Source organism: Streptococcus sp. 53 (assembly GCF_013276565.1).
Classification (GTDB): domain Bacteria; phylum Bacillota; class Bacilli; order Lactobacillales; family Streptococcaceae; genus Streptococcus.
The window spans coordinates 34729-55130 of the sequence record NZ_VMLG01000022.1 but is presented as its reverse complement, the minus strand read 5'-3'; the positions used below and the strand labels follow the sequence as shown (position 1 = coordinate 55130).

General features: G+C 40.4%; 22 protein-coding genes. 16 read left to right on the top strand and 6 right to left on the bottom strand.

Features of this window, described 5'->3' with window-relative positions:
* Window positions 1-12: 12 nt before the first annotated feature.
* From lysS to HT722_RS07040, 5 genes are all read right to left on the bottom strand, one after another.
* Window positions 13-1503 (bottom strand): lysine--tRNA ligase, encoded by a 1491-nt coding sequence (gene lysS, locus HT722_RS07060; RefSeq protein ID WP_173278316.1) that lies wholly within the window; start codon window positions 1501-1503, stop codon window positions 13-15.
* A 136-nt stretch (window positions 1504-1639) separates the two neighbouring features.
* The gene (locus HT722_RS07055) at window positions 1640-2257 is read right to left on the bottom strand and encodes a histidine phosphatase family protein (protein WP_173278314.1); all 618 of its coding nucleotides are present in this window, start codon (window positions 2255-2257) and stop codon (window positions 1640-1642) included.
* Window positions 2257-2739, bottom strand: a complete 483-nt coding sequence (locus tag HT722_RS07050) for an aminoacyl-tRNA deacylase (protein ID WP_050278930.1) — start codon at window positions 2737-2739, stop codon at window positions 2257-2259. Before HT722_RS07050 ends, HT722_RS07055 begins: the two co-directional genes overlap by 1 nt.
* Complete coding sequence (locus HT722_RS07045; RefSeq protein WP_173226469.1) at window positions 2739-3581, bottom strand: DUF368 domain-containing protein; 843 nt, start codon at window positions 3579-3581, stop codon at window positions 2739-2741. Before HT722_RS07045 ends, HT722_RS07050 begins: the two co-directional genes overlap by 1 nt.
* Window positions 3582-3675: 94 nt before the next feature.
* Entirely contained in the window at window positions 3676-4476 is an 801-nt protein-coding gene (locus HT722_RS07040; protein ID WP_173226471.1) for a glycoside hydrolase family 25 protein, read from the bottom strand.
* Between the two features lie 154 nt (window positions 4477-4630).
* Between HT722_RS07040 and glmU the strand changes: the two genes are divergently transcribed.
* The 7 genes from glmU to HT722_RS07005 all read left to right on the top strand — a co-directional run bounded on the left by glmU (window position 4631) and on the right by HT722_RS07005 (window position 10627).
* Window positions 4631-6010 carry a bifunctional UDP-N-acetylglucosamine diphosphorylase/glucosamine-1-phosphate N-acetyltransferase GlmU gene (gene glmU / locus HT722_RS07035; protein WP_173278312.1) on the top strand — a complete coding sequence of 460 codons (1380 nt, stop codon included), beginning with the start codon at window positions 4631-4633 and terminating at the stop codon, window positions 6008-6010.
* Window positions 6011-6019: 9 nt separating this feature from the next.
* Window positions 6020-6583 (top strand): NUDIX hydrolase, encoded by a 564-nt coding sequence (locus tag HT722_RS07030; protein ID WP_173278310.1) that lies wholly within the window; start codon window positions 6020-6022, stop codon window positions 6581-6583.
* Window positions 6576-6890 carry a cell wall synthase accessory phosphoprotein MacP gene (gene macP / locus HT722_RS07025; RefSeq protein WP_173278308.1) on the top strand — a complete coding sequence of 105 codons (315 nt, stop codon included), beginning with the start codon at window positions 6576-6578 and terminating at the stop codon, window positions 6888-6890. The genes HT722_RS07030 and macP overlap by 8 nt, the downstream gene beginning before the upstream one ends.
* A gap of 16 nt (window positions 6891-6906) precedes the next feature.
* Window positions 6907-7599, top strand: coding sequence for a 5'-methylthioadenosine/adenosylhomocysteine nucleosidase (locus HT722_RS07020; protein WP_173278306.1), 693 nt, complete (start codon window positions 6907-6909; stop codon window positions 7597-7599).
* Between the two features lie 76 nt (window positions 7600-7675).
* Entirely contained in the window at window positions 7676-8167 is a 492-nt protein-coding gene (gene rocS / locus HT722_RS07015) for a chromosome segregation protein RocS (RefSeq protein ID WP_000021242.1), read from the top strand.
* A 97-nt stretch (window positions 8168-8264) separates the two neighbouring features.
* Window positions 8265-8855, top strand: a complete 591-nt coding sequence (locus HT722_RS07010) for a 3'-5' exonuclease (RefSeq protein ID WP_173278304.1) — start codon at window positions 8265-8267, stop codon at window positions 8853-8855.
* Window positions 8856-8863: 8 nt separating this feature from the next.
* A complete protein-coding gene (locus HT722_RS07005) occupies window positions 8864-10627 on the top strand; it encodes a glycerophosphodiester phosphodiesterase (RefSeq protein ID WP_173278301.1) in 1764 nt (587 codons plus the stop codon).
* 130 nt (window positions 10628-10757) lie between these two features.
* Here HT722_RS07005 and HT722_RS07000 read toward each other — a convergent pair whose 3' ends face one another.
* A complete protein-coding gene (locus tag HT722_RS07000; protein WP_173278299.1) occupies window positions 10758-11189 on the bottom strand; it encodes a DUF6556 family protein in 432 nt (143 codons plus the stop codon).
* A gap of 138 nt (window positions 11190-11327) precedes the next feature.
* Here HT722_RS07000 and HT722_RS06995 point away from each other — a divergent pair, with 138 nt between their 5' ends.
* From HT722_RS06995 to HT722_RS06955, 9 genes are all read left to right on the top strand, one after another.
* Window positions 11328-12470, top strand: a complete 1143-nt coding sequence (locus tag HT722_RS06995; protein WP_173278297.1) for a cysteine desulfurase family protein — start codon at window positions 11328-11330, stop codon at window positions 12468-12470.
* An 8-nt stretch (window positions 12471-12478) separates the two neighbouring features.
* Window positions 12479-13693 carry a tRNA uracil 4-sulfurtransferase ThiI gene (gene thiI / locus HT722_RS06990; protein WP_033687158.1) on the top strand — a complete coding sequence of 405 codons (1215 nt, stop codon included), beginning with the start codon at window positions 12479-12481 and terminating at the stop codon, window positions 13691-13693.
* Between the two features lie 136 nt (window positions 13694-13829).
* Complete coding sequence (locus HT722_RS06985) at window positions 13830-14654, top strand: alpha/beta hydrolase (protein WP_173278295.1); 825 nt, start codon at window positions 13830-13832, stop codon at window positions 14652-14654.
* Window positions 14655-14675: 21 nt separating this feature from the next.
* Complete coding sequence (locus HT722_RS06980) at window positions 14676-15416, top strand: esterase family protein (RefSeq protein ID WP_173278293.1); 741 nt, start codon at window positions 14676-14678, stop codon at window positions 15414-15416.
* A gap of 12 nt (window positions 15417-15428) precedes the next feature.
* Window positions 15429-16595 carry an ATP-grasp domain-containing protein gene (locus tag HT722_RS06975; protein ID WP_173278291.1) on the top strand — a complete coding sequence of 389 codons (1167 nt, stop codon included), beginning with the start codon at window positions 15429-15431 and terminating at the stop codon, window positions 16593-16595.
* A gap of 158 nt (window positions 16596-16753) precedes the next feature.
* Complete coding sequence (gla, locus tag HT722_RS06970; RefSeq protein WP_000348095.1) at window positions 16754-17659, top strand: aquaglyceroporin Gla; 906 nt, start codon at window positions 16754-16756, stop codon at window positions 17657-17659.
* Between the two features lie 123 nt (window positions 17660-17782).
* Window positions 17783-18508: a CppA N-terminal domain-containing protein gene (locus HT722_RS06965; protein ID WP_173278288.1), complete on the top strand. Its 726-nt coding sequence runs from the start codon at window positions 17783-17785 to the stop codon at window positions 18506-18508.
* Window positions 18505-19440 (top strand): serine hydrolase domain-containing protein, encoded by a 936-nt coding sequence (locus HT722_RS06960; RefSeq protein ID WP_173278286.1) that lies wholly within the window; start codon window positions 18505-18507, stop codon window positions 19438-19440. Before HT722_RS06965 ends, HT722_RS06960 begins: the two co-directional genes overlap by 4 nt.
* 8 nt (window positions 19441-19448) lie before the next feature.
* The gene (locus tag HT722_RS06955) at window positions 19449-20345 is read left to right on the top strand and encodes a DMT family transporter (protein ID WP_173278284.1); all 897 of its coding nucleotides are present in this window, start codon (window positions 19449-19451) and stop codon (window positions 20343-20345) included.
* The last annotated feature ends 57 nt before the right edge of the window (window positions 20346-20402 follow it).

The window sequence follows — 20402 nt, the reverse complement described above, 5'->3', positions numbered from 1 at the left end:
GAGGATCAGAGTTTATTTCATTGTTGGGAAGAGCAATACGTCACGGATAGTAGTTGTATCAGTGAGGAGCATGCAGAGACGGTCGATACCGATTCCCAAACCACCTGTTGGAGGCATACCGTATTCAAGGGCTTCAATGTAGTCATAGTCGATGCCTGTTGCTTCATCGTCACCAAGTTCTTTAGCCTTGGCTTGGGCTTCAAAACGGCTAAGTTGGTCGATTGGATCATTCAGCTCAGTAAAGGCATTACCGTACTCCTTAGTCATGATGAAGAGCTCGAAACGGTCAGTAAAGCGTTGGTCTTCAGGATTCTTCTTAGCAAGTGGTGAGACAGCTACTGGATATCCATAGACAAAGGTTGGTTGAATCAAGGTTTCTTCAACGAACTCTTCAAAGAAGGCGTTGATAATGTGCCCAACTTCAGTGTAGTGTTTCTCAACAGGGACTTTCTTCTCAGCAGCGATAGCTTTTGCTTCTTCAAAAGTCATGTCTTGCCAGAAATCGACACCAGTAATTTCTTTGATAGCATCCACCATGTGAACGCGTTTAAATGGTTCGTTAATCTTGATTTCTGTCCCTTGGTAGTTAACTGGACCGTCTCCTTTGACTGATTTAGCAGCATGTTGGATAATACCTTCAGTCAAGTCCATGATATCTTGGAAGTCTGCATAAGCTTGGTAAACTTCGATAGAAGTAAACTCAGGGTTATGAGTAGCATCCATTCCCTCGTTACGGAAGATACGGCCGATTTCATAAACGCGTTCCATACCACCCACGATAAGGCGTTTCAAGTGAAGTTCAGTCGCGATACGAAGAACCATGTCAATGTTTTGAGCATTGTGGTGAGTGATAAATGGACGGGCAGCAGCACCACCAGCTTCGTTGTGAAGAACAGGTGTTTCCACTTCAAGGAAACCTTTTTGGTCAAGGTAACGACGGATTTCAGAGATGATTTTTGAACGAGTGACAAAGCGCTCAAAGCTTTCACGATTAGAAATCAAGTCTAGGTAACGTTTGCGGTAAATTGTTTCAACGTCTGTCAAACCGTGGAATTTCTCTGGAAGTGGGCGAAGTGCTTTAGACAAGTGAGTGATGTGAGTAGCCTTGATAGAGAGTTCTCCCATATCTGTACGCATCACTTCACCTTCGACACCAAGGAAGTCACCAAGGTCTGCTTTTTTGAAGATTTCGTAGTTTTCTTCACCGACAGCATCCTTACGAACGTAAATCTGGATTTGACCTTCGCGGTCTTGAAGGTGGGCAAAGCCTACTTTTCCTTTACCACGTTTAGTTACCAAGCGTCCTGCGATAGTAGCTGTTTCGTTTTTATCATGTAATTGTTCTTTATCGAGGTCGGCATATTTATCTTTTAATTCTTGAGAGTTAGCAGTGCGTTCAAAACGTTTTCCGAAAGGATCAATTCCTTGTTCACGGAGCGCAGCCATTTTTTCACGGCGAACGATCTGCTGGTCATTTAGTTCTTCCATATGTTCTGTTGACATGGGATCCTCCTAGTTTTACTCAAAATTGAATACGATGAGTCTTTTTTGCGATACTCCCATTTTATCATAAATAAGCAAGAAATTCACGGATAATCTTTCAAAACTAAAAAGAACTTGACGCTAAAATCAAGTTCTATTATTGATAGGAAGTATCATTCCAAGTATCGAGAGTAAATGTTTCAAAATCATGGGTTTCCAGAATTGTTAGGCTGGCATTTGCTAGACCACCATCTTTACGAAGAAGAGGTTCTTTATAGCCTAGTAGAGTACGAAGACTGGCAGTAAGATTGGCGCCGTGGCCGACAATTAGAATACGCTCAGCTGGACTATCTTTGAGTGATTTGATAAATTGGATGGTCCGTTGTGTTGTGCTATAGAGGGATTCGGCTCCGAACATTTGAGTGTCAAACTTGGCAAGATTCGTACGGAAAGCTTTGATTTGTTGCGGGTAAATAGCTTCCAAGGTTGCGATTTTCAAACCTTCCAACTTCCCCAGCTGCCATTCACGGAGATTAGGAACGCATTTTAAAGGACAAGGAATTTGGAGTTGATTTTGGATAATCTCAGCAGATTTGACCGCTCGAGGTAAATCACTTGCATAAATCTGATCAAAAGGAATCTCCTTGAGATACTGGCCGAGTTGTTTTAGGGTTTCAATGGATTCAGGAAGAAGGGGAGAATCTCCACTAGCACCTTGAAAACGACCTTCTTGGTTCCAGACGGTACGGCCGTGGCGGACAAAGTAGAGTTTCATTACTTACTGTCCTCCAAAATATCTGCAAAGTCAGCTTTTACAAAGCTAGCCAAGTCTTGTGGTGCTACGATAATGCTGTGACCAACTTCGCCTGCAGAGACAATCATTTGATCCAAGTCTAGAGCAATCTTATCGATAAAAATGGGATAATTGTGTTTCTGACGAATTCCGACGGGATTATTGGCTCCATGAATATAACCTGTTGTTTTTTCCAAGTCCTTTTGTGGAATCATGCTCACTTTTTTATTGCCAGAAATTTTAGCTAATTTCTTTTCTGACAGGTGTTGAGTGATAGGCACAATTCCAATAATCGGTCCTGTCTTGTCTCCCAAAAGAGCCAAGGTTTTGAAAATCTGATCTCGTTCATAACCTTGCGGAAGTTCTCCTTCCAGGGCATTGATTTGAATCCCCTGATGTGGGATACCTGCTTTAGACAGGATTTGTTCCACCAATGTTTTTTTGATTTTAACTTTTTTTGCCATTATTTATACTTATCCTCCAATTGGCTCATCCAAATACCAAGCCAGATTCCTAGTGCAAAGAAGAAGGCGATGATGACATAACCGACAAGAGAAAGGCCTGTGTATTGGATACTCTCAGCGTTTCCTACATTTGGAATCAAGATCAAAAGGGTGCTTGATAGGACGATACCGATGATGAAATGATAGACACGTGAGTGGTAGTTGTTTAAGGCATAATCCATCAATTTTGAAAAAACGATGAGAGTGGCACCTGCTCCGATTCCAATCGGGAAGAAGGTTCCCAAGAGGTCAAAGGTTTTAAAACCAGTCAACATCGGAGCATAGAGACCCAAAATCAAAAGTAGATTTGATGGACTGAGGCCAGGAACCAAGACGCCAAGAGCCAGCAGTGCACCTGCTAGGACCAAATTAAGAAAGCTAGCACTTAAGGTTCCAACGACAAAATTTAAGGCATAGAGTCCTAATCCAGAAATGATAAAGGTTATCCAGAACCAAGCTAAATCAATCTTGTCTCGGTCAGATTCTCGAGTTGATTCCTTGAGGAGGCTAGGAACTGTACCAATGATGGCACCCGCAAAGCTCCATAAGACAAAGACCTGATAATTTTCAAGCAGGTATTCAATTGGGTAGGAAAATAAGCCGATTCCCAGAAGCATACCGATGGCAACTGGAATAAAGTACAAAACATTTTCTTTAAAGTCTTTAAAAGGATGGGCCAGAAAGCCAATCATTCGTTCGTAAATGCCTAAGATTGCTGCTAGAACCCCTCCGGAAATTCCCGGTAGAATAAATCCAAGAGCAATCACAATCCCTTTAATAAGGCGCGCTAACCATGAGAGCATATAGTTCCTCCAACTATTTCTATTTCAAAAAATCCTTACTATATTGTATCACAATCAAACACAAAAAGAAAAAGCAAATGCTAAACAAATGCTTTTAAGGTTTTAAAAAGATTTTTCTAAAGGTTTCTTCTTTATTTTTTAAGGGAGAGATGACGTTGATATCCAAATCGTGGTCAAAGCCGGCAATTTTCCCTTTAGATGTGTATTGGTGAATATCATAATCTAAATCAGTTTTAGGACTGCTTTCCAAAAATCCTGAGTCTGAGCCGTAGGACGGAATCCAAACAGAGGTAAACTTGCCTGTATCAATACTGTGTTCTTCCATGAAGTAGACCCCAACGTAGATTCCGATGTTTTTAGCACCTAGTGATGCTAGTTTTGCTCGAAAGGCTTCAACACCCTCGTTCATATTGGACATGGTTTTGTCTTCTACGTCTAGCCAATAGTAACTAGGGCTGTAAGGAGAGGCAGCATTGTAGAAAACTTCAGCGGCTTTTTCCATTTCTTGGACACTTTTTCCAGCTACAAAGGCATAGACCCCAACTGGGACATTCCGCTTTTGAAGTTCAGTGATATGACTCTTATAGGCCTTGTCTATTCCATTGATAAAGGAAGCATCATTTTCTTTTGTTGTTTGAGCACCACTGTGAACACGAACAATAGCGCCTGAAATATTTTGTGCGAGAGTATCGTAATTAATTTCCTCAGGACGCTGCCAGCCAGAGAGGTCAATAATCGGTTTGTCTATGTGTTTCAAAGCCTGTGCTTCAATCTGTGCTATATTGGATTTTGTTTTAAACGATTGGTTGTCATTAAGTGGGCGATTCAGGATTAAAATGAACATCATAATCCCAAAAAAACCAAACAAAATAAGCGGATTAATTTTCTTTCTCATATCTCATAATTTTACCTTAAAAATGGGAAAAAATCAAAAAAATACTCAAAAAATGGGTTAAGGAAAGGACTTTGGAGCATTTTTTCATTCAAGGGCGCGGAATGATTTGAAATATGGTATAATAAAAGGGAATTTCTACAGAAAAGAGAAGATTATGCCAAATTATGCCATTATTTTAGCAGCGGGTAAAGGGACTCGCATGAAATCTGATTTGCCAAAAGTGTTGCACAAGGTTGCGGGTATTTCTATGCTGGAACATGTTTTCCGTAGTGTGGGAGCTATCCAACCTGAAAAGACAGTAACAGTTGTAGGACACAAGGCAGAATTGGTTGAGGAGGTCTTGGCTGGACAGACAGAATTTGTGACTCAATCTGAACAGTTGGGGACTGGTCATGCGGTTATGATGACAGAGCCTATCTTAGAAGGTTTGTCAGGTCACACCTTGGTCATTGCAGGAGATACTCCTTTAATCACAGGTGAAAGCTTGAAAAACTTGATTGATTTCCACATCAATCATAAAAATGTGGCCACTATCTTGACTGCTGAAACAGATAATCCTTTTGGTTATGGGCGAATTGTTCGTAATGACAATGCTGAGGTTCTTTGCATCGTTGAGCAGAAGGATGCTACAGATTTTGAAAAGCAAATCAAGGAAATTAACACTGGAACTTACGTTTTTGACAACGAACGTTTGTTTGAGGCTTTGAAAAATATCAATACCAACAATGCTCAAGGTGAATACTATATTACAGATGTCATTGGCATTTTCCGTGAAGCTGGTGAAAAAGTTGGTGCTTATACTTTGAAAGATTTTGATGAGAGTCTTGGGGTAAATGACCGTGTGGCTCTTGCGACAGCTGATTCAGTTATGCGTCGTCGAATCAATCATCAGCACATGGTCAATGGGGTCAGTTTTGTCAATCCAGAAGCAACTTATATCGATATTGATGTTGAGATTGCGCCTGAAGTTCAAATCGAAGCCAATGTTACCTTGAAGGGGCAAACGAAGATTGGTGCTGAGACTGTTTTGACAAATGGAACGTATGTAGTGGATAGCACTATCGGAGCAGGAGCGATCATTACCAATTCTATGATTGAGGAAAGTAGTGTTGCAGACGACGTGACAGTCGGTCCTTATGCCCACATTCGTCCAGGTTCAAGTATCGCTAACCAAGCACATATTGGAAACTTTGTTGAGGTGAAAGGTTCTTCTATCGGTGAGAATACCAAGGCTGGTCATTTGACTTATATCGGAAACTGTGAAGTGGGTAGCAAGGTTAATTTCGGTGCAGGAACCATTACAGTCAACTATGATGGCAAAAACAAATACAAGACAATCATTGGCAACAATGTCTTTGTTGGTTCGAATTCAACCATTATTGCGCCAGTTGAGTTAGGTGATAATTCCCTCGTTGGTGCTGGTTCAACTATTACCAAAGACGTTCCAGCAGATGCTATTGCTATTGGTCGCGGACGTCAGGTCAACAAAGACGAATATGCAACTCGCCTTCCTCATCATCCTAATAATCAGTAGGAGCCTATCATGGAATTTGAAGAAAAAACGCTTAGCCGAAAAGAAATCTATCAAGGACCAATTTTTAAACTGGTCCAAGATCAGGTTGAATTACCAGAAGGCAAGGGAACTGCCCAACGGGATTTGATTTTCCACAATGGAGCTGTCTGTGTTTTAGCAGTAACCGATGAACAAAAACTCATCTTGGTCAAGCAGTACCGCAAAGCCATCGAGGCTGTCTCTTACGAAATTCCAGCCGGAAAGTTGGAAGTAGGAGAGAATACAGACCCTGTTGCAGCAGCTCTTCGAGAATTAGAGGAAGAAACAGCCTATACAGGGAAATTAGAACTCTTGTACGATTTTTACTCAGCCATTGGCTTTTGTAATGAAAAATTAAAACTATACCGAGCAAGCGATTTGAAAAAGGTGGAAAATCCGCGTCCGCAGGATGAGGATGAAACCTTAGAAGTCCTTGAAGTGAGCTTAGAAGAAGCCAAGGAATTGATCCAATCAGGTCATATCTGTGACGCCAAGACAATTATGGCTGTTCAGTATTGGGAATTGCAAAAAAATAGAGGAGGTCAGTATGGGTAAACCTTTATTAACGGATGAAATGATTGAAAGGGCTAATAGAGGAGAAAAAATTTCAGGTCCTCCTTTACTAGATGATAATGAGGAGACTAAGATTTTACCAACCTCTTCTTCCCGTTTTGGTTATGCCAATCCTAAGGATCATGGCTTTAGTCAGGAAACCTTGAAGATTCAGGTCGAACCGTCTATTCATAAAAGCCGTCGCATTGAAAACACCAAGAGAAATGTCTTCAATTCTAAGTTAAATAAAATCTTATTTGCAGTCATCTTTCTCTTGATTTTGCTTATCTTAGCAATGAAACTGTTGTAATAGAAAAGGAATGGAAATGAAAATAGGAATTATTGCGGCTATGCCAGAAGAACTGGCTTATCTGGTCCAGCATCTAGAAAATGCCCAGGAGCAAGTTGTTTTGGGGAATACCTATCATACAGGAAACCTTGCCTCTCATGAAGTCGTTCTTGTAGAAAGTGGAATAGGTAAGGTCATGTCTGCTATGAGTGTGGCGGTTTTGGCTGATCATTTCCAAGTAGATGCTCTTATCAATACAGGATCAGCTGGGGCGGTCGCAGAAGGGATTGCTGTTGGAGATGTTGTGATTGCTGACAAATTAGCCTATCATGATGTGGATGTCACAGCTTTTGGTTACGCTTATGGACAAATGGCGCAACAACCGCTTTATTTCGAATCAGAAAAAATCTTTGTTGCCAAGATTCAGGAGAGTTTATCTCAATTGGACCAAAAATGGCATCTTGGTTTGATTGCTACAGGAGATAGTTTTGTTGCAGGAAATGACAAGATAGAAGCGATTAAGTCTCATTTCCCAGATGTTTTAGCAGTTGAGATGGAAGGAGCAGCTATTGCTCAGGCAGCGCATGCCCTTAATCTTCCAGTTTTAGTCATTCGAGCTATGAGTGACAATGCCAACCATGAAGCAAACATCTCTTTTGATGAGTTTATTATCGAAGCTGGACGTCGCTCTGCTCAAGTCTTATTAGCCTTTTTGAAGGCCTTAAATTAAGCGAAAATTTGACAGTTTTTCTAGCTTATGATAAGATTTAAGTAAAGAAAAGCTAGAAAACGTTTCAGAGGATATTATGAGTATTGAAATGACCGTCAGTGAGATTGCAGAGGTCTTAGGATTATCTCGCCAAGCAATCAATAACCGTGTCAAAGAATTACCAGAAGAAGACACAGATAAAAATGACAAAGGGGTAACAGTCGTTACCAGAAGTGGCTTGATTAAGCTAGAAGAAATCTATAAAAAAACGATTTTTGAAGATGAGCCTGTCAGTGAAGATGTCAAGCAACGTGAACTGATGGAGATTCTGGTTGATGAGAAGAATGCAGAAATTCTTCGTCTTTATGAACAATTAAAAGCCAAGGATCGTCAGTTATCAGAAAAAGACGAGCAGATGCGTATCAAAGACCGTCAGATTGCTGAGAAAGATAAACAACTTGATCAGCAGCAACAATTGACCCTTCAAGCCATGAAGGATCAAGAAAATCTTAAGCTAGAGCTGGACCAAGCAAAAGAAGAAGTCCAATCAACTAAGAAAGGCTTTTTTGCTCGTTTATTTGGAGGATAATCAAGGAGCTGTTTAGGTTACATGCTAACCTGATGGCTTCTTTTGTTTGTGAATAGTATAGTTGATTAGAACAGAGACAGTAGAGGAGAAGGATAGAATGGAACGATTAGAAGATTACATTGCTTTCGATTTAGAATTTAATCAGCACGAAGGACAAACACACTTGATTCAAGTATCGGCAGTGCGTTTTAGAGATGGTCAGGAAATCGATGCCTATGATTCCTATGTTCATACCAGTGTGCCTCTAAAAAGTTTTATCAATGGTTTGACTGGGATTACAGCCGAGACCTTAAAAGATGCCCCTCCAGTGGAGGAAGTCATAAAAGAATTCCAAGAGTTTGTGGGTTCTTTACCCATGGTAGGATACAATGCTGCTAAAAGTGATTTGCCTATTCTAGCAGAGCATGGTTTAGATTATAGCCAACAGTACAAGGTGGATCTGTATGATGAAGCTTTTGAACGTCGGAGTTCAGATTTACATGGTATTGCCAATCTCAAGTTGCAAACTGTTGCCTCATTTCTCGGATTTCAAGGTCAGTCCCATAATAGTTTAGAGGATGCTCGGATGACGGCGCGTGTTTACGAGTCCTTCTTAGAGTCAGATCAAGCTAGAGAATTGTTAGAGAGAGAAAGTAGCCTATCAAACAATCCTTTTGGAGGCTTGGACTTGTCTCAATTATTTGACTAGGAGTGCCTATGAAACCTGAAAAACCTAAAAATCTAGGTTTTAAGCAGATATACTTTAATCTAGATAAAATTCTCTTTCTCTTTTTCTTGATATTCATGATGATTGAGTTTGTCTGGTTACCACTTAATTCTTGGATTGCTGGACTGTTGCTCCGTCAGACAGGTTATCTCTTTCTTTCATACAACAATATTTTTGCTATTATAAAGGGTTCTCCCTTTGTTAGTCTTGCTTTATTTGTTTTGGTAATTGTTAATTTATTGGTCGCCTATTTTCAAATAGGGCTCCTCTTTATTGGTGCTCGGCATTTATTATGTCATGAAAAGAGGACCTTGCTGGAGTACAGTCGTAAGGTCTTTCGCCAAAGTTTCTTGTTTATGAAGCAAGTGACGCTTTCCAAGATAACCTTTATCTTCTTTTATGTCATGATGCTCTTTCCATTGATTCGAAAGATTTTAAAGATTTACTACCTAAATAAAATTGTCATTCCAGACTTTATCGTTGATTATGTGGAAGATAAGTATTGGCTAGTAGGTATAGTGGTTACTATTCTAGCTTTACTTCTATTTTATATTTCAGTGCGTTTGATGTTTGCCCTACCTCAGCTTTTATTTGAGAAAAAAACAGTCAAAGAAGCAGTCAGATACAGTCTAGAGAAGACAAGAAAGCACTCCTGGTTTTATACTTGGAACTTGCTTTGGATTGTCGTCAAAACCTACCTATTTTTCATTCTTTTATTGATTCCAATCTTGGCAAGTCAGGCACTGATAGATGGTTTGACCCATAAGGAATCTCTTGTACTGGGAATTATCAACTTTGTTTTAATTAAGAATTTCCACTATATGGCCTTGACCTATTTCCTTATTAAGTTTGTTTCCTTTTTAACAGGAGAAAAACTTGAAATGACTCCAATGAGAAAGAAAGACCACTGGATGAGATGGGGAGTGATGGGCTGTGCTTGTATCTTTTTCGCTCTTGAGGGTTATGTTTATTTAGAAGCTCCAGTTTCACATAAACCTTTAATCATTTCTCACAGGGGAGTATCTAATAAGAATGGTGTGCAGAATACAGTTCAATCACTAGAGAGGACAGCTCAGCTATCTCCAGATTTCGTTGAGACAGATGTTCAGGAAACAAAAGATGGCCAGTTTGTCATGATGCATGATGCCAATATCAAAAATTTGACAGGTGTTAATGCCAATCCTCAGGATTTAACCTTGGAGGAATTAACCAAACTTGATATTTCAGAAAATGGCTATCATACCAAGGTATCTAGTTTTGATGACTATCTCAATAAAGCCAATGAATTGCATCAAAAGCTTCTTATCGAGATTAAAACTAGTCGAAAAGATAGCCCAGATATGATGAAACGATTTATGGAAAAATATGGAACTGTTCTTAAGCAGAATGGTCACCAAATGCAATCCTTAGATTACCATGTGATTGACCAGGTTTTAGCCTACGATACTCAAATTCCAGTCTATTTCATCCTACCTTATAATAGTATTTTTCCAAGAACAAAAGCCACAGGTTACACCATGGAGTATTCAACCTTGGATGAAAATTTTGTTAACAAGCTTTGGAATACAGATCAGAAATTGTACGTTTGGACTATCAATAGTTCAGAGTCCTTTGATAAATCAGTTCATTTGGGAGCAGATGGCATGATAACAGATGACTTGGAAATGATTCAAGACCAGGTAACCATTGCCCAAGAAGACCCAGAGTATACTGAATTGCTTTTCAAACAGGCCATGGAATTCTTTAATTTTTAGTAAGCAAAAAGAGGTTGAGTAAAAAAGCACCTCTAAAATAGCAAAAAACGAGCATTGTATCAATTGGAGATGCTCGTTTTCTTAGTGATTTTATTTGGAAGCTAGCTTTTGCCCAGCCTCATTTTACTGGCTATTGATTGCTTTTATTTTCCGAAGTTGGTGTATTATTGGACTGTTTTTCATTATCAGTGGCAGGTTTACTTGGAGTAGGAGTAGAAGAATCCTGAGTTGATGCTTTCTGCTCTTCCTTTTTCTCTTCCTTGACGCTAGATTTTGGCGTTTCTTCTTGTTGTGTTTTTTCTTGAGAAGTGTTGTTTTCCTTATTTGGACTAGTATTTTCCTGAGGGGATTCTTTTTGAATTTCTTTGACAATGGTTGTCGTCTGGCTTGTCGTAGGTTCTTTTTTAGTATTTTTGTTATTATCCAAGGCGTTCATGATAGTGATACTTGCGGTAATTAAGCCAAGGATACTAGCGATAGTCGCAACGATTTTTTGAAAGACCGTAAAGCCTTTTTTGATGTGTTCTGTTTTTGGTTTTGAAGTTCTACGATAATTAGACATGCATTCTCTCCTTTAATTAAAATTTATTATACCTCATTTCTTTAAAAAAATCTTAAAAAAAGAGGAATTGCCCTTTCTTGTCGCAAGCTCCGTTTCATGATACAATAGAAGGAGTGATTTTAGAAAGCGTGAGAAAACATGATTTACTTTGATAATTCGGCAACGACAAAGCCCTATCCTGAAGCCCTTGAAACCTATATGCAGGTGGCTTCAAAAATTTTAGGAAATCCATCTAGTCTCCATCGTTTGGGAGACCAGGCAACACGAATCTTAGATGCTTCTCGCAAACAGATTGCAGATTTAATCGGTAAGAAAAGCGATGAAATCTTCTTTACTTCTGGTGGGACAGAAGGGGATAACTGGGTCATCAAGGGAGTGGCCTTTGAAAAAGCCCAGTTTGGAAAGCACATCATTGTATCAGCCATTGAACATCCGGCAGTTAAGGAATCAGCCCTCTGGTTGAAAAGTCAAGGATTTGAAGTGGATTTTGCTCCAGTTGATAACAAAGGATTTGTAGATGTTGAAGCGTTATCAGATTTGATAAGACCTGATACGACCCTCGTTTCCGTCATGGCTGTGAACAATGAAATCGGCTCGATTCAACCTATTCAAGCTATTTCAGAACTATTGGCAGACAAGCCAACTATTTCCTTCCACGTTGATGCGGTTCAGGCACTTGCCAAAATTCCGACTGAAAAATATCTGACAGAACGAGTGGATTTTGCAACTTTCTCTAGTCACAAGTTTCACGGAGTTCGAGGTGTTGGTTTTGTCTATATCAAGTCTGGCAAGAAGATTACGCCTCTTTTAACAGGTGGTGGTCAGGAGCGTGATTATCGTTCAACAACTGAAAATGTGGCAGGAATTGCAGCGACAGCCAAGGCTCTCCGTTTGTCTATGGAAAAGCTAGATATCTTTACTAGCAAGACTGGACAGATGAAGGCAGTGATTCGCCAAGCCATTCTGGACTACCCAGATATTTTTATCTTCTCAGATGAGGAAGACTTTGCCCCTCATATCCTGACTTTTGGAATCAAGGGTGTTCGTGGTGAAGTCGTCGTTCACGCCTTTGAAGACTATGATATTTTCATCTCAACGACCTCTGCTTGTTCATCCAAGGCAGGGAAGCCTGCAGGGACTTTGATTGCCATGAGAGTGGACAAGGATAAGGCCCAGTCAGCTGTACGTTTAAGCCTAGACCTTGAAAATGATATGAGTCAGATTGAGCAGTTTTTGACCAAGTTAAAATTGATTTACAATCAAACTAGAAAAGTAAGATAGGAGCATTCATGCAGTATTCAGAAATTATGATTCGCTACGGTGAGCTGTCAACCAAGGGCAAAAACCGTATGCGTTTCATCAATAAACTTCGCAATAATATTTCAGACGTTTTGTCTATCTATCCCCAAGTTAAGGTAACAGCAGATCGTGACCGTGCCCATGCATACCTCAATGGAGCAGATTACACAGCAGTAGCAGAATCCCTCAAACAAGTTTTTGGAATTCAAAACTTTTCCCCTGTTTATAAGGTTGAAAAATCTGTAGAAGTTCTGAAGTCTGCTGTCCAAGAGATTATGCAGGACATCTACAAGGATGGCATGACATTTAAAATTTCTAGCAAGCGTAGCGACCACAACTTTGAGTTGGATAGTCGTGAACTCAATCAAACACTTGGAGGTGCTGTTTTCGAAGCCATTCCAAATGTGCAAGCTCAAATGAAAAGTCCTGACATCAATCTTCAGGTGGAAATCCGTGAAGAAGCAGCCTATCTTTCTTATGAAACCATTCGTGGGGCTGGTGGTTTGCCAGTTGGAACTTCAGGTAAAGGGATGCTCATGTTGTCAGGAGGGATCGACTCACCTGTAGCAGGTTATCTTGCACTTAAGCGTGGAGTGGATATTGAGGCTGTTCATTTTGCCAGCCCACCTTACACGAGTCCGGGTGCTCTTAAAAAAGCCCAAGATTTGACCCGTAAATTAACCAAGTTTGGGGGCAATATCCAGTTTATCGAAGTTCCTTTTACAGAGATTCAAGAGGAAATCAAGGCCAAGGCGCCAGAAGCCTATCTCATGACCTTGACCCGTCGTTTTATGATGCGGATTACAGATCGTATTCGTGAGGTACGAAATGGTTTAGTTATCATCAATGGGGAAAGTTTAGGACAAGTAGCCAGCCAAACCCTCGAAAGCATGCAGGCTATCAATGCCGTTACCAACACTCCCATCATCCGTCCAGTTGTGACAATGGATAAGTTGGAAATCATTGACATCGCCCAGGAAATCGATACCTTTGACATTTCAATCCAACCGTTTGAAGACTGCTGTACGATTTTTGCGCCAGATCGTCCGAAAACAAATCCTAAGATTAAGAATGCGGAGCAGTATGAAGCTCGTATGGATGTTGAAGGATTAGTAGAGCGAGCAGTGGCTGGAATCATGATTACTGAGATTACACCGCAGGCTGAAAAAGATGAAGTCGATGACTTGATTGACAATCTTCTCTAATCAGAAAATCCAAAAGAATTTAGAAAAATAGATGAAAAAGTTAGTTTTTAATTCCAAAAGTGGAAGCAAAACTAACTTTTTTTCTATAATTGTGATATAATAAAATAAAATTTTGAATATAGAGAGTTTTCTGACAATGAATCAATCCTACTTTTATTTAAAGATGAAAGAGCATAAACTAAAGGTTCCTTATACAGGTAAGGAACGCCGTGTGCGTGTTCTTCTGCCTAAAGATTATGAGAAAGACACGAATCGTTCCTATCCTGTTGTTTACTTTCATGACGGGCAAAATGTTTTTTATAGCAAAGAGTCTTTCATTGGTCACTCATGGAAGATTATTCCAGCTATTAAGCGAAATCCTGATATCAGTCGCATGATTGTCGTCGCCATTGACAATGATGGTATGGGGCGGATGAATGAGTATGCGGCTTGGAAGTTCCAAGAATCTCCTATCCCAGGACAGCAATTTGGCGGTAAGGGCGTGGAGTATGCCGAGTTTGTTATGGAGGTGGTCAAGCCATTTATCGATGAGACCTACCGTACTAAAGCTGACTGCCAGCATACGGCTATGATTGGGTCTTCACTAGGAGGCAATATTACCCAGTTTATCGGTTTGGAATACCAAGACCAAATTGGTTGCTTGGGCGTCTTTTCATCTGCCAACTGGCTCCATCAAGAAGCCTTTAATCGCTATATTGAACGCAAGAAACTATCGCCTGACCAGCGTATCTTTATCTATGTTGGAACTGAAGAAGCAGATGATACGGACAAGACCTTGATGGCTGGCAATATCAAACAAGCCTATATCGACTCGTCGCTTCGCTATTACCATGATTTGATAGCAGGAGGAGTACACTTGGGTAATCTAGTATTGAAAGTTCAGTCTGGTGCCATCCATAGTGAAATACCTTGGTCAGAAAATCTACCCGATTGTCTGAGATTTTTTGCAGAAAAATGGTAAGTTAAGAAAGGAAAAAACGAAATGCATACTGAACATCTTAGCCACTGGAGTGGCAATCTTAACCGTGAAATGTACCTTAACCGTTATGGTCATGTTGGGATTCCAGTTGTGGTCTTTGCTTCATCAGGTGGTAGTCACAATGAATACTATGATTTTGGCATGATTGATGCCTGCGCTTCCTTTATCGAGGAAGGCCGTGTCCAGTTCTTTACCCTGTCCAGTGTAGATAGTGAGAGCTGGTTGGCCACTTGGAAACATGCTCATGACCAAGCGGAAATGCACCGTGCCTACGAGAGCTATGTGATTGAGGAGGCCATTCCTTTTATCAAGCATAAGACAGGTTGGTTTGATGGTATGATGACGACAGGTTGCTCAATGGGCGCCTACCATGCTGTCAATTTCTTCCTCCAGCATCCAGATGTCTTTACCAAGGTGATTGCTCTTAGTGGTGTTTACGATGCACGTTTCTTTGTCGGTGATTACTACAATGACGATGCCATTTACCAAAACTCGCCAGTAGATTATATCTGGAATCAGAATGACGGCTGGTTTATTGACCGTTACCGTCAGGCAGAGATTGTGCTGTGTACGGGTCTTGGAGCCTGGGAACAAGACGGTTTACCATCCTTTTACAAGCTCAAAGAAGCCTTTGATCAGAAACAAATTCCAGCCTGGTTTGCTGAATGGGGACACGATGTCGCCCACGACTGGGAATGGTGGCGCAAACAAATGCCTTATTTCCTTGGCAATCTCTATTTATAAAAGGAGTGACCTATGAATTACCTTGTTATTTCTCCCTACTATCCGCAAAACTTTCAACAGTTTACTATTGAACTAACTAATAAAGGCATCACAGTCTTGGGAATTGGCCAAGAACCTTACGAGCAATTGGATGAGCCCTTACGCATTAGCCTGACTGAGTATTTCCGTGTTGATAATCTTGAAAATGTAGACGAAGTCAAGCGTGCAGTTGCATTTCTTTTCTACAAGCATGGTCCTATCGATCGCATCGAGTCCCATAATGAATACTGGCTTGAGCTGGATGCAACACTCAGAGAACAATTTAATGTCTTTGGTGCCAAACCAGAGGACCTCAAAAAGACTAAATTTAAGTCTGAAATGAAGAAATTGTTCAAAAAAGCAGGTGTCCCCGTGGTACCTGGAGCTGTTATCAAGACGGAAGCAGATGTGGATCAAGCTGTGAATGAAATTGGCCTTCCAATGATTGCCAAACCTGATAACGGAGTGGGAGCGGCAGCAACCTTTAAGCTTGAGACAGAGGACGATATCAATCACTTCAAGGCTGAGTGGGACCATTCAACCGTTTATTTCTTTGAAAAATTTGTCACTTCTAGCGAAATCTGTACCTTTGACGGACTTGTGGACAAGGATGGAAAGATTGTCTTCTCAACGACTTTTGATTACGCCTATACACCTCTGGATCTTATGATTTACAAGATGGACAATTCCTACTATGTTCTTAAGGACATGGATCCTAAACTTCGCAAGTATGGTGAAGCGATTGTCAAGGAATTTGGTATGAAAGAACGGTTCTTCCATATTGAGTTCTTCCGTGAAGGGGATGATTACATCGCCATTGAGTACAATAACCGCCCTGCAGGTGGTTTCACTATTGATGTTTATAACTTTGCTCATTCCTTGGATCTTTATCGTGGCTATGCGGCTATTGTCGCAGGAGAGGAGTTCCCAGCGTCAGAGTTTGAAGCTCAGTATTGTTTGGCTACTTCTCGCCGTGCAAATGCTCACTATGTTTATTCTGAGGAGGACTTGCTTGCCAAATACAGCCATCAGTTCAAGGTTAAAAAAATCATGCCAGCGGCCTTTGCGGAACTTCAAGGGGATTACCTTTATATGTTGACAACTCCGAGTCGACAAGAAATGGAGCAGATGATTGCTGATTTCGGACAACGTCAAGAATAAGAACTCTCGGATTAAGGAAATGGACTCCCTTAATCCTTTTGTTTTTTATAAGAAATAAAACCGCTTTCTCATATATTCTTTTAGAAAACCTGTTGCTAAAAGATATAAAAATTGATAGAATAAGGATTGTCTAAAAAATTTTAAGGAGAATCTATCAAATGGATTTCACATGGGCAATTAAATATGCCACTGAATTTTTGGCCACTGCTATTTTGATCATTCTTGGAAATGGTGCAGTTGCCAACGTTGAACTTAAAGGTACGAAAGGTCACCAAAGTGGCTGGATCGTTATCGCTGTTGGTTATGGTATGGGGGTTATGATCCCAGCCTTGATGTTTGGTAACGTATCTGGTAACCACATTAACCCAGCCTTCACTCTTGGACTTGCGATCAGCGGTCTCTTCCCTTGGGCACAAGTAGCGCCTTACATCATTGCTCAAGTTTTGGGTGCTATCTTTGGTCAAGCCTTGGTTGTGGCAACACACCGCCCATACTACTTGAAAACTGAAAATCCAAACAACATCTTGGGTACTTTCTCAACCATTTCAAGTTTGGATAATGGTACAAAAGAATCACGCTTTGCAGCAACTGTTAATGGTTTTGTAAATGAGTTTGTTGGTTCATTTGTTCTTTTCTTTGCAGCCCTTGGTATGACTAAAAACTTCTTTGGTGCTGAACTAGTATCAAAAGCACAAGCTGCTATCAATGCTCAAGTTGCACAAGCAACTACTCAAGGTCAAACAATTCCTCAAGAGCAAGTAACAGCAGCACTTGACCAAGCTAAAGAACAAGTAGCGCCATTTATGACTTCTGGTCTTGGAATTGCTCACTTGGCACTTGGATTCCTTGTTATGGCTTTGGTAACATCACTTGGTGGACCTACAGGGCCTGCCTTGAACCCAGCCCGTGACTTGGGACCACGTCTCCTTCATGCTTTCCTTCCAAAATCAGTTCTTGGTGAGCACAAAGGTGATTCAAAATGGTGGTATTCTTGGGTACCAGTAGTAGCACCGATCGCAGCAGCAATTGCGGCAGTAGCTATCTTCAAATTCCTTTACCTATAAGAAATTGAAACCGAGGAAAGCCTCGGTTTTTTAGGTGAAATTTTACGAAAAATTGGTAAATTTGAGCATAATATCTTGTAAAAAATTCTAAAATCCTTTAAAATAAAAGAGTTGGAGGAATTTATGAATGTAAATCAGATTGTACGGATTATTCCTACTTTAAAAGTTAATAATAGAAAATTAAATGAAACATTTTATATTGAAACCCTTGGCATGAAGGCCTTGTTAGAAGAATCAGCCTTTCTGTCACTAGGTGATCAAACAGGTCTAGAAAAGCTGGTTTTAGAAGAAGCTCCAAGTATGCGCACTCGTAAGGTAGAGGGAAGAAAGAAACTAGCTAGATTGATTGTCAAGGTGGAAAATCCCTTAGAAATTGAAGGACTCTTATCTAAAACAGATTCGATTCATCAATTATATAAAGGTCAAAATGGATACGCTTTTGAAATTTTCTCACCAGAAGATGATTTGATTTTGATTCATGCAGAAGATGACAGAGAAAATCTAGTAGAAGTAGAGGAAAAGCCTGAGTTTCAAACAGATTTGGAATCAATTTCTTTGAGTAAATTTGAGATCTCTATGGAATTACACCTCCAAACGAATATTGAAAGTTTCTTGGAACTATCTGAAATTGGGGCATCACTTGATTTTATCCCAGCACAGGGGCAGGATTTGACTGTAGACAATACGGTTACTTGGGACTTATCTATGCTCAAGTTCTTGGTCAATGAACTAGATATAGAAAGTCTGCGCCAGAAGTTTGAGTCTACTGAATATTTTATTCCTAAGTCTGAAAAATTCTTCCTTGGAAAAGATAGAAATAATGTTGAATTGTGGTTTGAAGAAGTATGAAGTGGACCAAGATTATTAAAAAAATAGAAGAACAAATCGAGGCAGGGATTTATCCCGGAGCCTCTTTTGCGTATTTTAAGGACAATCAATGGACGGAGTTCTATTTAGGTCAGAGTGATCCAGAGCATGGCTTGGATACTGAGACAGGACTGCTTTATGACCTAGCCAGTGTCAGCAAGGTTGTTGGGGTAGGTACTGTTTTTACCTTCTTGTGGGAAAAAGGTCAATTAGATATTGATAGACCGGTAACAGATTTTTTACCAGAGAGTGATTATCCAGACATCACTATTCGCCAGCTCTTAACTCACGCTACAGACCTTGATCCGTTTATTCCCAATCGTGATCTTTTAACAGATTCAGAATTAAAGGAAGCGATGTTTCATCTCAATAGACGAAATCAGCCAGCCTTTCTTTATTCGGATGTCCATTTTTTGCTGTTGGGTTTTATTTTGGAAAGAATCTTTAATCAAGACTTGGATGTGATTTTACAAGAACAAGTTTGGAATCCTTGGAGAATGACGGAAACCCAATTTGGACCTGTTGAGCTTGCTGTTCCAACAGTTAGAGGTGTAGAGGTAGGCATGGTACATGATCCCAAAGCTCGTCTCCTGGGCAGACATGCTGGTAGTGCTGGTTTATTTTCGACTGTAAAGGATTTACAAATCTTTTTAGAACACTATTTAGCAGATGATTTTGCAAGAGATTTGAGTCAAAATTTTTCTCCTTTGGATGACAAGGAACGTTCTTTGGCCTGGAATTTGGAAGGAGATTGGCTAGACCATACGGGCTATACAGGTACCTTCATCATGTGGAATCGTCAGAAGCAAGAAGCGGCTATTTTTCTATCGAATCGTACCTATGAAAAGGATGAGAGGGCTCAATGGATTGTAGACCGCAATCAAGTGATGGACTTGATTCGCAAAGAAGAATAAGGAGAGACATGTCAAACAGTTTAAAAGGGACTCTATTAACAGTTGTGGCTGGGATTGCTTGGGGCTTGTCAGGAACGAGTGGCCAATACCTGATGGCACACGGAATTTCGGCTCTGGTTTTGACCAACTTGCGTCTTTTAATCGCTGGTGGGATTCTCATGGTCTTGGCTTATGCTACTGTAAAGGATAGAATGCTGGCCTTTTTAAAGGATAGAAAGAGTTTGCTGTCTCTTCTTATTTTTGCTCTAATTGGTCTCTTCCTCAATCAATTTGCCTATCTAACTGCTATTCAGGAGACCAATGCAGGTACCGCGACAGTACTTCAGTATGTTTGTCCTGTCGGGATTTTGATTTATAGCTGTATCAAGGATAAGGTAGCACCGACACTGGGAGAGATTATTTCAATCATATTAGCCATTGGAGGGACCTTCCTGATCGCAACACATGGGCAGTTGGACCAGTTGTCTATGACACCTGCAGGTCTGTTCTGGGGTCTCTTTTCTGCTCTGACTTACGCCCTGTATATCATTTTGCCCATAGCCTTGATTAAGAAGTGGGGGAGCAGTTTGGTCATTGGTGTGGGAATGGTTATAGCAGGTTTGGTCGCCCTTCCTTTTACAGGAGTTCTACAGACTGCTATCCCAACTAGTCTTGATTTTCTTCTTGCATTTGCGGGTATTATCCTTATCGGGACTGTCTTTGCCTATACAGCCTTCTTAAAGGGAACCAGTCTGATAGGACCGGTTAAGTCAAGTTTGTTGGCTTCAATTGAGCCAATCTCTGCGGTTTTCTTTGCCTTTCTAATTATGAATGAACAATTTTATCCCATTGATTTTCTTGGCATGGCAATGATATTGTTTGCTGTAACTCTGATTTCTTTTAAAGATTTACTCTTAGAGAAATAAAAAAGCCTCTTTGTCCGTGACAGAGAGTTTTTGCGTAGTATTTTATACTCAATGAAA